Genomic DNA, 14810 nt, shown 5'->3' on the forward strand with positions numbered 1-14810 from the left:
GTACTTGTATCAATAATCATTAAATTATCAGATCCATACTTAATAATGCCTTCTTCGAAAAATGTCATCTCAACAATAGCTGGTGAAGGCAAACTAATAAATATCACATCTGCATGTTGGAGTACTTCTTTAATACTTTGACATACATGTCCACCAATTTCTTGAAATTTGACAATGGCTGTTGGATTAATGTCAAAACCGTATACTATATATTCATGATTAATCAAATTCTCTGCCATAGGTAAACCCATATTTCCTAATCCGATAAACCCTATCCTATGTTTTAAACTCATCTCTCTTTCTCTCCTTCAGGTATCATCTAGTAAAAAATCATATATAAGATAACTGCTAATGCTAATGCTGCTGTAGGTACGACCACACTGAGAACAAATACTGGCTTATATGCTCGTTGATGTGTCTCTTTACATACCGCTCTGATAGTAGTAACGACGTATCCGTTATGTGGTAAAGAATCTAGTCCACCGGAAGCAATGGATGAAATTCGATGCATAGCTCCTGGATCTAAACCTTGTGCTTGATAAATAGGTGCAAGTATAGGTAAGGCGATTCCTAAACCGCCAGAGGCTGAACCCGTTATAGCGGCTATAGTCGTAACAGCCATTGCAAGACCCGCATATTCTAGCCCAGGCATATTAGTAAGCGTATCCACAATAGCAGTAAATGCTGGTACTTTTGCTGCAACTGCACCAAATCCTACAACAGCACATGTATTAGCAATGGCATTAAGTGCATTTTCTGCCCCTATAGTAAGGGCTTTCCAATGAGTACCAATAGCATTTTTATACATAAGCGCCCATCCCACAACAATTCCCGCAAATAAAGCAACCAATACCGCTTGATCCGTCGGGATATACTTGGCAACAATATTTAAAACTGCTACTACAGAGATCAAAGGAATGATCGAAATAATTATATTAGGCAAGCCCTTTTTAGATACTCCTTGATTCAGGTCATCCTCTGTTTCCAGCCGAGTTGCAGCAACCTCATTCGATGCACTTTCAGCAATGTGGTCCATAGAAAAAGTTTCTCCTCTATCTACAGCTTTTTGAACCATCCTTCCTAAGAGAATTCCACCTCCAACCATAATTAATAGAGCAATAACCACACCCACCCAACCTCCAGCAGTTGGAGTCGTACCAAAATGTTCAGTAGGAATTAAATTTTGTATTTCTGGTGACCCTGGCGATGTCATAGTGAAAGAGATGGATCCAAAGACAAGTGCAGCAGGTATAAAACGATGAGGTAAATTAGCACTTTTAAACAAAGAAACTGCTATAGGATAAACAGAAAAGGCAACAATGAACACGCTTACACCACCATACGTCATAAGCGCACACGCGGTTACAACAGCAAATACTGCACGTTTAGCTCCGAATCTACGCTGAACCCAATTTGCAATTGAATTTGCAGATTTTGTATCTTCCATGACTTTCCCAAAAATTGCACCTAGTAAAAATGTTAAAAACCAGGAAGCGAAGAAACCAGTGAAGCCCCCCATGTAGTCTGTTGTTAACGCTTCCATTAGATTAAGCTTGCCTGTGATACTTACAACAACAGAACACAACACAGCTGCAATAATGATGTTTATCCCTTTAATGGTCATATACATGAGTAGTCCAAGGCCAGCTATTAAACCTAAAAAACTAATTGCCATATTAACCAATCCCCCCTTTCCAAATTCAATATTATTTTTTGAGTAGTTTCATAGTTGAATAGTCATTAGTAAAGGAGACCCGATATAGATCAATAATTTCCCCTTTGCTAGGCACTCGGGGGTGATTCCCTGGACTTCCGCTTGCTAATGCGTCAGTTGCCATTTTCTCTAAAGATTGTTCAAAATCTTCTTCATTAATTCCCCACGCTTTAAGATTAGGAATATTTAAATCAACACATAGTTTTTTAATGAAAAATACGGTTTCTTTTGCCACGATCACATCACTTTGCTGCTCCATGCCCTCCATAATTGTCCGACCCACTTGAGCTAGTTTTTCAATGCAGCTGCCTTCACTAAATTCCAACACAGCTGATAGAAGCATTGCATTCGAAATCCCATGTGGTACTTTATACAAGGCACCAATTGGCCGAGACATCCCATGAACAAGGCATACGGATGAATTAGAAAAAGCAATGCCTGCTTGCATTGAAGCTAAAGCCATCTGTGTTCTTGCTTCTAAATCATTTCCATCTTCATAAACACGTTGAATGTTATCTATAATTAATTTGATAGATGATAAAGCTAGTGTATTAGTTAGAGGATGAGACTTACGTGAGATATAAGCTTCTAAAGCGTGACATAATGCATCAATCCCTGTGGCTACTGTTAACATTTTTGGTGATGAAAGCGTTAGACTTGGGTCAACAATAGCTGCCTGTGGCATTATTTTAGGTTGTTTAATCATCATTTTTAAATCTTTAATAGTATCAGTCACAACTAAGGCATCAGTCACCTCAGATCCTGTTCCAGCTGTTGTTGGAATAGCTATTACTGAAACGGGATCATTTATAATGACATTTTCCACACCCATATATTCAATTAAAGCGCTTTTATTTCTAGCCAATAGAGCTACCGCCTTAGCAGCATCAATGCAACTTCCTCCGCCTAGACCAACAATTAAATCACATTCCTTCTCTTTAAAAAGAGTTAAAGCCTCTTCAACATGAGTATCTTTTGTTTCTGAGTCCACTCCCAAATATGTAATCGAGTGAACACCCCCACCTTGAAGATATCTAATAACCCTTGCCACATAACCTAGATCCTTCATAGGCTTGTCACTGATTAACAATGCTTTGGAACCTAAATCACTTGCCACTTTGCCTAGTTTAGAAAGGCTTCCATTTCCATAATATATAATATTAGGCGTACGTAATTCTCCGATAAAAATCATACTGCACCCCCTTATAAAAAATTGACTTACAGTTATAAACTAATGCAAGAGTTGTGCCAACTCGTTATTAAGCCAAATTTCCTGTAAGTGCCCATCCGTTTCTTAAATATCTGTTTTCGAAAAGCGACACTCGATCGATAATTATGTAGCTAAACAAGAACAACTCCGTTGACAAATGACAACAATTTCCTTTAGTATTATTTTGAATATTAAAATTATTCAAAATTCATATCATTTTAAAATTATATATAAGATAGGTGATTCTTGATGAATGTTTTAAATAATAAAAGCGTCTCCTATAATATTTTTAAGGACGGTACCGTTGAAGATTGGATGGAAGAAGAGTCATATTTATTACAAATTCACGACTCTATTTTTAAAGCTGCTAATATCATGTCGAAATACGAAATAGATAATATTGCAGTGGTTAACGAAGATTGTATAGTAAAGGGGATTGTCACTTTCTCAATAATAATGAGAGCATTTTTGAATGGCATACCTTTAGAACAAGAAATTCAAAATATCATGATTAAGAAGTTCCCTGTTTGCTATGCTGACGAGCCTATAAACGAACTTTCCTTTCAGTTTGGAACGCGTATTCCAGTATTAGATAGAAATGGACGTCTTATTGGTCGTTTCCCTTCAACGAGAAGGTTGCTAAACCAATTCTTTTTATTGAGCGAAAAAGTACAATCATTAGATCAAATAGTAAAAATGTACGATCTTTGTTTTGATACAGCCTATGAAGGTATAACTGTGGTAGATCAAAACGGCGTAATCCAACTTTTTAATAATTCCTACAGCCGTTTCGTACAAATGAGGAAGGAAGAAGTTATAGGTAAGCATTGTACTGAAGTAATTGACAATACACGGTTGCCAGTTGTTCTTGAAACGGGAATTCCGGAACGCAATAATGCGGTTATTTTGCAGGGGCAAGAAATGATTGCTAGCGTAATCCCGATTTGGAGACATGATAAAGTGATTGGTGCAATAGGAATGCTTGTTTTCGAAGGAGTTTCAGAGCTCTCTAAAGTCTTTGATAGGATGCAGACCCTTAAGGATAAGTCGAGTCATAAACAGATTACACTTGAATATCCCAAGAAAGATGAAGAAACGATCACATTTGATAAAATTATCGGTGAAAGTAGCTCTATAGGTGAAGTTAAAAAAATAGCCCGTCGAGCAGCAAAGACAATGGCTACGATTTTAATTATCGGTGAAAGCGGTGTTGGAAAAGAGTTGTTTACCAAAGCTATTCATAATTTAAGCCCGGTAAAAAATGGTCCATTAATATCCATTAACTGTGCGGCTATTCCTGATGAGTTGCTTGAATCTGAGCTTTTTGGGTACAACCATGGGGCTTTTACAGGAGCAAGCAAGGGAGGAAAACCAGGGAAATTTGAATTGGCTCATAACGGAACGCTTTTTTTGGATGAAATTGGAGACATGTCCCTTCACCTACAGGCTAAACTGCTCCGCATCTTGCAGGAACAAAAATTTGAAAGGATTGGGGGCATTAATGAAATTCATGTGAACGTACGCATTATTGCCGCAACGAACCAGCCATTAGAGCAGTTGGTTGAAAAGGGAACCTTTCGAAAAGATTTATTCTATCGTCTAAACATCATTCGTTTGCACATCCCTCCCCTCAAAAATAGAAATACAGATATTCCTATTTTAGTATCGAAATTATTAGAAGATTCTTGCAATAAATACCAAATCCCCCCCGTTAAATTAAGTCGAGAAGTCTTGGAAAGCTTCATTCAATATGATTGGCCTGGAAATGTTCGGGAAATGGCAAACCTTTTAGAAAGCTTAGTTGTTCTTTCAGATCAAGCACGAATTCAACTAGAAGATCTGCCACCACATCTTACAGACTATCTTATGAAGACTAAAAATAAATATAGTAAATATTCTAGTGAAAAAACAGGCCAGATCTCAACTCATACTATTAATCCTCTGATAACTACTGATCTAGAATTAGATCAGCAATTAAGTTCTCCTCACCAGGGAAATAGTTCAACAACCTCTAATTTGCTGATTAATGAAAAAGTGGCGAACGAAGAACGTGAACGTGACCTTATTTCAAACATCTTACAGAAAGTAGACGGAAACAAATCGAAGGCAGCTAAAATTCTCGGCATCCACCGATCTACTTTATATAAAAAAATGCTCAAACATCACCTAAGATAAACTTGATAGGTGTAGCGTCACATGCCCATCAAGCTAAGTTAAGACGATACCTTCAAAAATGAAAAAACGCTATGCTTATCGAAAGAAGTTTACGAGATAGGATGGTGTTTTTATGAATCCTATCATCTCTAGTGAACTAACACTTTTCGCACAAGAATTACAACGCTTTTTATCTCCAATAGTCCTACAAGAAATCACCAAACAATTTGGTTTTGTATAGCGATCTAGTAAGTATCAAGCAGATGAACTATCACTATTTGCGTTTGGCTCAGCCAAGAAGTCGCTCGTACATGAAGATAGAAAACTAGTGTGATTTTTGACTGTTAATTTGCAAATATTTTAAGTGTTATTTTGCACATCCAACTTTATAAACCCAGCTATCTTCACATGAGAAGATTAGCCGGGTATCTTAATATTTACATCCAATGATTTAAAGAATTTGAAATTAAAGCACTGCAGAGGCTTGACTAACTATTTAGACAAGCTGTTCGAGGTCAATCGTATCCCATTGCGGAGCTTCATTGTCTTTCTTTCTGGGGGTCCATCGAATATGTCTTCTGGAAGATCCAATGTGACAGCATTAAAAATGGTAAAGCTGACTGCTGCTTTAGATGTCGAGATAACAGCAGCATACTTTCTGTTTTTTTTATAATGTCACAGTACGAAGACACTACGCTTATTAAAGTATGCCCCGGTAGTTGAATAAGCAAATATTTCTTTCATGCAAGTATAAAGCTACCAATGTGGTTTTTCAATGGATGCCCATCAAAACAGAATGGTTATAAAGGAAAGTGTTCCTTTATAACGGAATAAGCAAATCCTGCGGGGTTTGCTTTTTTGTCTGGAGAACCATTGATAACATTGTGATGCATGATTTACTTCCAACCTCATAAGAAATATAGCCCAATCCTTTCCGTTATAGTAATTGCTGAGATAATTGTTCAAGACTTAGTAGCAGGCGTTTAGCATTTTTTAAATAGCCAAAGCCGGATTCATTGCTGAATCCGGCTTTGGCTATTTCTACTATTTTTCAAAAATTGCATTTGATAGAAGACGGAACAAGTAATCCGGGTGGTCGCGGAAACCTGCTTCTAACCCAATAAGAGTTACATCTTTATTCTGTTCTTTTACGATTACGGCTTGGCCCTTGGCGGTTATGTTATCTTTCCAGTGACCAGCAACGAAGAAATTATCTGAATCTGAAAGGGTCGCGACGACTTCATCATTATCCGTACCCGTGAACCATGTTGGACGATAGACAAAGCCGATATCATCCTCACCATATCCTGCTGTTAAACCGGTTCCCTCATAATCGACTTTTACGATACCATTACTGTTGGAACCTCCTACATTAATGATGTCGTCTGTAAGACCAAGTGTCTTAGTTGCTCTAGATGCACCAGCACCTACAGCTATATATTTGCCTCCTTCATTTAAGAAGCTTGTCATATTTTCTTTAAACGCATTAAGTTGCCCGTCACTCTGTAATCCAAATTCTTTATTAGCTTGAGATAGGTTGGTAGAAATGAGACTTTCCGTTCCACTATAGACAAAAATATCAAAACCGTTAAGGGTATTTTTAGCCACTTCGACTGGCGTAACTTCTGTCACATCAAAACCTAGTCTTTTCAAAGCGAGCTTTGTTCCTGCGTGTGATTTCTGTTTACCCATACCTCCATCCTTTAATATAGCCACTTTTAAAGACGTAATAGCCACTGCATCTACTGGTACCTCAGCAGTTCCAATTTGTAACCCAGATTCTTTCACCGCTGCTGATACCTGATTAGCTACTGCTTTTACAAAGAAGTTGCCTTGTGCATCACGTACAATAGGTATTCCTTGCTTAAGCAATGCATTTACTAAATTTACCGATTGGACAGAGCTGTTCGGAATCAGAAACGGTCCTTTTCCTGAAACCGTTCCTTGACCTGTAATATGGTTTACTTTCGTTGCTTTAACTTTAATAGGATTTTGTGTGGGTACTGCCTCGAATCCCCAAAGCTCCGGTAAACTCCATGCGGAAATGTCGTACATCGCTGGGGTATCGTTCGTGATGTCTTCCCCATCCCAGAGCATCGTGTTTGCTAATCCGGCTTTCGCCTGATCCATCTCAACGAGATAAGTTCCTTTTGGATATGACACTCCATCCGATTCAAATGCATTCACAGCTTGAACAACTTCAATATCATTATTGATCAAATGATTTACTGCCTTATTCGTAACAGTCGGATCCTTAGGGTCTAGTGGAAGTATGTAGGCTTTTGGAAACAGCCCTTCCTTATGAAATGGATGGTCAAAGTTAATTCCTCTTTTAAAAACTTCAATTTGATCAGTAATCATGGATTGCTTGTTAGCTGTTGCAAATTTCAGTGCCCCCATAATCGAATTATACATCCATCGTACGCCATCCCAATCATTTGTTGGAGCTTCTAATGTATGACCGTAAGCACCATGGTACATCGCATACATTGGTGTGAAAATTGGTGGGTAATCATCCCAGCCAGCGGAATCGTCGCGCAGCGGAATATAGGTACCTTTCATGTTTTGATACAAGGATCCTGAATAGTTCCCACGATCCTTCATTATTTCCGCTTCCATCGCTTCTGCCTGTTTATAGGCCCATTTTCCGTATAAGTCATACTCGTAATTAGGATTATGCGGTGGCGTACAAGGCTCAATTAACCCCTGCAGATTTGGCTGATAATTCTTCACATAACCATGAGTATCAAGGAACACCATGGGATTCCATTCTTTAATGAGCTCAACCATCTCTTTTGTTTCTGGCTGCGACTGGGTGATAAAGTCACGATTTATGTCAATTCCTTCGCCATTAAAGCGGGTGGCATCAATCCGTCCATCTGGGTTTTGTACGACATTGAAAATAAGAATGTTATTCTTTAAAACGTCTTTGGTTGTTGAATCATTTTGGGTAGCAAAACGTTCAATTAATTGAAGGATTGCATCGCTTCCGACAAATTCAGTCCCATGAATAGAACCATTAATCATGATTGGAACTTTAAAGTCAGGATTATTGGCAACCCATTCTTGAGCTTTGCCTGGATTCTTAAACATTTGCTTTCTAAGTGCCTTCACTTTTCCAAACTTCCCTTGCGTTGTTGGGTCAGCAATCGTGACAACGTAGAGTGGGTTTCCATCAGCTGATGTTCCACGGACTTCAACTTTCACACGGTTTGAAAGTTTTTCAAGCTCTTTTAATTTTGAACCAATTTGTGAGAATTTCACAAAGTCATAGTTTTCGCTATTAAACTTGCTTCCGTCCTGTTCCTCATATGTATTCACATTTGTCCATTGAGGTTTCTCAGCATGTCCAGAACTCCACGGAATTACTGTTAGTAAACTCACAGCCATCAGGCCGGATAATGCTTTTTTCTTTTTCATCCTAAAACCTCCAGTATGTATATATAGTGATTTTTTGTATATTAAAATACATAGTTTAATTGAATACGACACGAAATGACTGGATAATGGGCTGAACAAATTCTGTTGAAAGCGCTTTAATTTTATTACGTTGAACAAACCACATCTTTAAAAATAGTCTTATAAACTTTGATAAGCTCCCCCAGTAAGTAATGCTACATAAAGTTGACCTTCCGAAACTAGTGCTGCAATAGGAGCGAATCCCAATAAAATAAACAATGAACGACTTGGTGGAAACGCAATACCTAAACCCGCATTACCAGCGTCTACTAGCTGCCTTAATTCCTTTCTAGGCTAATAAATTTCTCCTTTTCTGCATCCTACTAACATTTCTTTTCTAAAAAATAAATTTCCATACATGTTTAAGAGTATCGCCTCCTTATTAAGAAATAGTAACCCACAAACTTAGATAACTGTTTTATAATATTATACACTTATTTTAGTGTTAATTAAGAATTTTCAGTTAATAATGACTGAATTTTTATCCTATTTTCATCACTTCATAAGCATATTAGTATTTATAAATCCATGCGCTTCTAAATCGGTAAAAAGCACTGGTCTCGTACAATGTGTCAAACAACTTAGTTTAGCAAGCTTCTATTGTACGCAATTCGGTCCGAAGGTTAGAAAAATTAGGATATACCGTAAATATATCAGAAGCATCCTAACCACCTATTTATTTGGTGAACTTTAATAGGGTGCTGCTCTTTTTCAAAAATTTGAAGTTTGCGTTTTATTTTTTATATGGTCTTTTTCCTGATTATTAGTGTTTAATTATAGTGAAAAAATTAAGCACGGGGCCGATAAAAAGAAGAGAGCATCTGTAAACTACACAGCTGCCCTCCTGATTTTCTCCAAGATCCATTATTAATCTTGTAATTCTGTACAATGAAGTATTTAATCTACCGGACGGTCATCAAAATCATAGTCTACCGTGACAGGAGCTACACGTGCATTTGTTAATGCCGGAGTTTCCGGACGGGCAATTTGATACACACTGGCACCGACAATTTCAGCTGCTTGCTGTAATTTTTCTTTCGAGATCTTATCCAGTGTATCTGTAGGCTGGTGATACCAAGGCTCTACAGGGGAATGGATAAACAAGGCGGATGGAATGCCAAGCTCATGGAATGGTTGGTGGTCACTCCTGCCCAGCTGTCCATAAGGAATCGCAACATCCATCGTTCTGGCCCCTGCTGAGGAACCCAGGTCCGTCACAAGGTTTTTCATTCCATCAATGGTATACATAATCAAACCACCTGCAGGATTATCCTCGCCAGCATCACGTCCGCCTATCATATCCATTTGGAAGTGAGCCACCATGCGGTCTACATCCTCTTTGGGAAGGGAATCTGCATAGAAGGATGATCCAACGAGCCCTCTTTCCTCAGATCCGAACGTGAGGAAGCGAATTTCAGTGTCAATTGGCGTTTTGGCCAGGATCCTTGCCAGTTCCAGCACAGCTGATACACCCGAAGCATCATCGTTTGCACCAGGGCCGCCCGGGACAGAATCATGATGGGCTCCAACAGTAACGATTTGACCATTATCCTTATTGGCTTTTGGTTTTAGGGAAGCGATGACATTGTAGGATGTCTTTTCGATTCTTTCAGCTTTTCCCACTTCCAGAGTTGACGTGATTTGTTTAGTTTTAAGCTGTTCGACCAACTCTAAACCTTGGGCTTGGGTAATGGCTACAGCAGGTATATTTTGCCCCGCTGATACTTGTCCGAAATTATTTCCTGATGGTGAGTTGTTGTACATTAAAACGCCAACCGCTCCTTTATTTAGGACATTCTGAACCTTTTCAACAAAGGTAATGTCCCCACGTTCAACTAGTGCAATTTTCCCAGATACATTTTCTCCAACTTCCTCTGGCTTTGCTTTTCCAACATTAACAAGTTCGGCCGTTACCTTCCCGCTGATACTGCCGCTAATGGCACGCGGTGTTCCTCCTAAATCACTGTCACCAATTTTCACTTTTACATTTTGCACCGTATCATAGATGGGAAAAGGCTGAACCTTTGTTTCAAAACCAAGACTCTTAAACTGACTTTCTATGTATTTGACTGCACGGAGCTCCCCTTCTGTACCAGCAGCCCTCGGTTGCTCTGATAGATAGGCAATCGTATTATACATATTGTCCGCACTAATTTTTTTGATAACTTTGTTATCAAAAGCTGTGTCAGACTGGGCATTTGTTGCCCCGTTTGTTTGTGCAAATACTGTACCAGTTGATAGAGCCATACCCGCAGCTAATAGTACTGTTAGTGATTTTCTATACATGTAATCCCTCCTTATTCATAATCTTCCTAATTATGTATTTAACTGAATAGTTTGTAAATGAGCCATTAGTCTTTAAATTCCAGCTATCAATCGGTGTCTGACACCCGCTCTCTTTTTCAATCATCATCTTAAATTCATTAAAACTCAGACAAAAAAGCACCCCAACTGGATGCTCAAGTTTCTATACCGGCCTAGTATTATAATTCCCAGATAGTAAATAGTAGTTTAAATAACTTTCATTCAAACCAGTTGAAGTTCCATAGGACAAATCCAAATACAAAAGAAATCCCGCAAGAGTGTTGTCGCCCCATTCCTCAAAGAACCAGCCTGCTTTTTGTTCATCAGTATAGGTAGAGATCCAAGGATATAATCTTTATACTTATAATTAATAATAATTCCTTTGTTTAATACCACTATACAATCTATTTGTTCAAAAATAGGAACGTCATTTTCTTCGTAATATGTCTTGATTTCTCTAATTGTGTCATCAATATTACTTTTAGCCTTTATACTAAAAATAAAAAAAGGGACCTGTTTTGAATGATTGCGTATATATTCTGGCTTAGAATTTTCGTAAATAAGTGTATTGACTCGTCGACGCAATTTTTTTACTGATATACCTTGCACTAATCTTCTTTGGAGTTCATGAAAATTAGCTATATCAGGCTTTACTTCTATTGCAACATCTACACCGTCAGAAACTATTAGACTATGTTTATCACTATTATTGACGGTATGAGGGTAAGACGCATTTGTAATAGAATTTTGGGTCAGGTTATTTAACCGTTTTATTATTAAACACAGCTTTCTCCGGATCAACCTTGTAAATCACACTATTAAAGATATATTTATTACCTTTCCCCATAATCAACGTTTCACAACAAATATAGCCCATCTATCAATCAATCTTTTTTCAAAACGATACAACTTTATTAAGGGCACGGAAACGATTCGAGGATTAAGGGGTCATATGTATAAAAATTTACAATCGTTGTAAATTATCGAAGCGAATAATCGGATAATTAATGCGGATTCTACCATATTTCAACAGGACTTAAAAATGCTAATTGAACCTTGGCTAACTGTTATACAATATGATGAAAAAGATATTAAAAAAAAGTGTTCAACAATTAAGATAAGTCTTTTCAAACAAAGCCCTGAATCTTCTACTTAGCGTAGAAAATCCAGGGCTTTTTATTCCAAAAATTGTCTTAGCGTATTCGCGTTTTGTCGGCAGGACCCCTATTTAATAGTATCCAGTAATACCATAAGCCTCAAAAGGATTCGAGCTTGTTGATCGATATCCTTCTGCTTTCGCATAATTTCCCACTGGATCATCAACCATGGGGGTATAACATGATTTTTGTCCGGAAAGTACTTTTCCATTTCCTCCAGAACTATTGCAATCATATGATCGGAGCTTTATCGAATGATCGGAATTATACTGGTGAATAAAGGCATTCCCTGTATAACCGGATGGCAAGGCAGAATTAAATGTAGTTTTCGCCCAAGCAGACTTACAGGATGGACTATATTTCACCTGAATTGTTCCAACAATGGTTCCATTATCCTTCTTCACATTCGTAGAAACTGCCGTGTAGGCATCATTTTGACAACCAGTAGAAACTGGACTCTTCCCGTTATAACTTGCAGCCTCTACATTGGGAATAGAAAATGACATTGTGGTTAACGCCAAAAATGAAAGAAATACCAACAATTTTTGTTTCATTATAATCCTCTCCTTGATATTTTTTCAATACTCTGAAAATTATATCGTTATGCGTATTTATAATCTATATAACTAAACTACTATCTTATTCAACAATCTGGCCCAATTGTTGAATAAAGATTAAACAGCACTCTTCAACTCCCTATGTTTGATGCAAATATCTCTCGAGTGCTCACTTATTCGCAGGATTTCATCACCCTTGATTGTAAGGTCAAAGTTAAATGGAGTGATTTCAGGACATGAAGATTTCGTGAAATCATAGTGAAATAAAGGAGTTGTACAAGACTCCATATTTCGCCATATTATGTACATTCTTCACGTACCCATTCAGGGCAAGGATTACATCATCCTTTTTCTTCTTCATCGAACGTCTCGCAAAGTTTGCTAGTTTCTCAGGATCATCCTCACCATTTGCGATCGCATGAAGCATGTCCTTTGATGAAACGCCCATAATATCCGATACGACAGAGCCTAATTTGATATTTGCACCATCAAGACCCTTTTGAATTACTAGCTCGTTCTTCAATAATACTTCTGCGATAACGAACAAGCTCACGCAATTCTCGCTGATTTCGAAAAGGATAAAGCTTGCCTTCAACAACCCATGACGAAGAAGTTGAACTATCCATTCAGCATCCTTGCCATCTGTTTTTCGACCAGGGACTGCTTTCATATGTTGTGCGTTAACAACTAAAAATTCCATTTCTTCAGCCTCAATTAAGTTCACGATAGGCTTCCAAAATACATCAAAAGACGCTTTGCACATGCAATAGCCTACTATTTGTTTTTGCCTTCATTTTTAACGACTATAGCACTAAACTCGCATTTATTTTTCTTTTTTAATTTATTTTTAACGTAATTTTCATAGGATGTTCAGGTTCCTTCGATACACTCAGAATACTTCTTTCTGGTCAACTTGACTTTAAATGAGAAACCAAAACCCTATAAGCAAGGAGATGAACAATATGAACTATGAAATATTTCAATGGTTTAACGGTTGGTCCGGCCATTTCTCTTATCTAGATAGAGGAATGATATTCATCACTAATAGCGTTCCATATGTGGTAATCGCACTTATGTTGTTCCTATGGTTTATTGCAAACAAAGAAAAACGAGCGGAAAAACAGTACACAGCTATATACGCTGTTTTTTCTTGCTTACTTGGATTGTTCATAAACGCAATCCTTCACCTTGTCTACTATCATCCACGTCCATTCGTGGCACACCATGTTCATCAGTTAATACCGCATCCTGCTGACTCTTCGTTTGTAAGTGATCACTCGGTATTAGTATTCTCCATAGCATGTACGATGGTGCTACGAAACGACTCGTGGAAGTATCCCACATTAGTATGGGCTATTATTGTTGGCATTTCGCGTATATTCGTCGGAGTCCATTATCCTGCAGACGTGATTGGTGGCGCCCTTATTTCATATGGGGTAAGCATATTCGTTATACAGTCTTCCAAAAAACTGGAGCCTTTGGTACAAGTGGTGTTCTACATGTATGACAGATTAACGAAACATATCCCTTTCCTGGCTAAGTACAACCATAAAGACTTAAGTCAAGATAGATAAGGATTTTTTCTAATGGAAAATCTACTAAGAGTTGAAATCCTATGGTTAATTGATAAACAAACTTTTTCTTATTATGTGGAAATGTTGTATTTTCTATTTTTGTCAGAAATGGAAATTGCTTCGTTACAATAATTACTTCCAAAAAGGAGATGAGTTAGCATTTTCTGAACAAACTGAAATGGTCCAACATTCAGGTCGGTAAATGCTATGCAAAGAATCACAAGTCACCATATTTTTTGGAGCCGTCAAGATTATGGCAACCACTGTGGGAGAAACAGCGCAGACTTCCTTAATGATTAACTTGAATTTGGATGGATATCCTTATTTAGAGAGAGAAATAAAATTAAGTTATGGGAAACCCTTTAAAGAAAGGAAGTTATATATGCAAGAAAACCAAAATAAAATGAAAATTTCACTTAACAAAGTGCCACAAGTGACGATGTTCTTTTGGATCATCAAAGTTTTGTGTACAACTGTTGGTGAAACATTTGCTGATTTCATCAATTTCAACATTGGACTTGGTTTAACTCTTACTACTATTATTATGGGAGTTGCGTTTTTTATTGCATTGTTTTTTCAATTTAAAGCAAACAAATATGTTCCAGCCATTTACTGGGTAACAGTTGTTCTTATAAGCGTATTTGGAACACTGGTAACGGATAATTTGACAGATAATATGGG

General features: G+C 37.7%; 10 protein-coding genes and 3 pseudogenes. 4 read left to right on the forward strand and 9 right to left on the reverse strand.

Annotated elements, in window-relative coordinates; translation table 11 throughout:
* The 3 genes from AC1DVK_RS24545 to AC1DVK_RS24555 all read right to left on the reverse strand — a co-directional run.
* A partial coding sequence (locus AC1DVK_RS24545) for an NAD(P)-binding domain-containing protein (protein WP_477627598.1) occupies window positions 1-293 on the reverse strand: 293 nt, incomplete at its 3' end.
* A gap of 26 nt (window positions 294-319) precedes the next feature.
* Complete coding sequence (locus tag AC1DVK_RS24550; RefSeq protein ID WP_477627599.1) at window positions 320-1675, reverse strand: GntP family permease; 1356 nt, start codon at window positions 1673-1675, stop codon at window positions 320-322.
* 31 nt (window positions 1676-1706) lie between these two features.
* Window positions 1707-2906, reverse strand: coding sequence for an iron-containing alcohol dehydrogenase (locus tag AC1DVK_RS24555; RefSeq protein WP_410863678.1), 1200 nt, complete (start codon window positions 2904-2906; stop codon window positions 1707-1709).
* Between the two features lie 267 nt (window positions 2907-3173).
* On the opposite strand from AC1DVK_RS24555, the gene AC1DVK_RS24560 reads away from it, so the two are divergent.
* Entirely contained in the window at window positions 3174-5099 is a 1926-nt protein-coding gene (locus tag AC1DVK_RS24560; protein WP_477627600.1) for a sigma 54-interacting transcriptional regulator, read from the forward strand.
* 112 nt (window positions 5100-5211) lie between these two features.
* Window positions 5212-5390: pseudogene (locus AC1DVK_RS24565) on the forward strand (IS4 family transposase); the annotation flags it as partial.
* A 154-nt stretch (window positions 5391-5544) separates the two neighbouring features.
* Here the strand turns inward: AC1DVK_RS24565 and AC1DVK_RS24570 are convergent.
* From AC1DVK_RS24570 to AC1DVK_RS24595, 6 genes and pseudogenes are all read right to left on the reverse strand, one after another.
* Window positions 5545-5753: pseudogene (locus tag AC1DVK_RS24570) on the reverse strand (DUF1801 domain-containing protein); the annotation flags it as partial.
* Window positions 5754-6122: 369 nt separating this feature from the next.
* Entirely contained in the window at window positions 6123-8498 is a 2376-nt protein-coding gene (locus tag AC1DVK_RS24575) for a M14 family zinc carboxypeptidase (protein ID WP_477627601.1), read from the reverse strand.
* 936 nt (window positions 8499-9434) lie between these two features.
* Window positions 9435-10823: a M28 family peptidase gene (locus AC1DVK_RS24580; protein ID WP_377406361.1), complete on the reverse strand. Its 1389-nt coding sequence runs from the start codon at window positions 10821-10823 to the stop codon at window positions 9435-9437.
* Between the two features lie 240 nt (window positions 10824-11063).
* Entirely contained in the window at window positions 11064-11642 is a 579-nt protein-coding gene (locus tag AC1DVK_RS24585) for a hypothetical protein (protein ID WP_477627602.1), read from the reverse strand.
* Window positions 11643-12069: 427 nt separating this feature from the next.
* The gene (locus AC1DVK_RS24590; RefSeq protein ID WP_061463321.1) at window positions 12070-12552 is read right to left on the reverse strand and encodes a DUF2690 domain-containing protein; all 483 of its coding nucleotides are present in this window, start codon (window positions 12550-12552) and stop codon (window positions 12070-12072) included.
* 322 nt (window positions 12553-12874) lie between these two features.
* Window positions 12875-13294: pseudogene (locus AC1DVK_RS24595) on the reverse strand (IS110 family transposase); the annotation flags it as partial.
* 223 nt (window positions 13295-13517) lie between these two features.
* On the opposite strand from AC1DVK_RS24595, the gene AC1DVK_RS24600 reads away from it, so the two are divergent.
* On the forward strand, window positions 13518-14129 hold the full coding sequence (locus tag AC1DVK_RS24600; protein ID WP_410863683.1) for an undecaprenyl-diphosphatase: 612 nt from the start codon (window positions 13518-13520) through the stop codon (window positions 14127-14129).
* A gap of 202 nt (window positions 14130-14331) precedes the next feature.
* The coding region (locus AC1DVK_RS24605) for a COG4705 family protein (RefSeq protein ID WP_477627603.1) at window positions 14332-14810 on the forward strand (479 nt) is incomplete at its 3' end.

The sequence above is a fragment of the Peribacillus sp. P4_B1 genome (assembly GCF_056402395.1).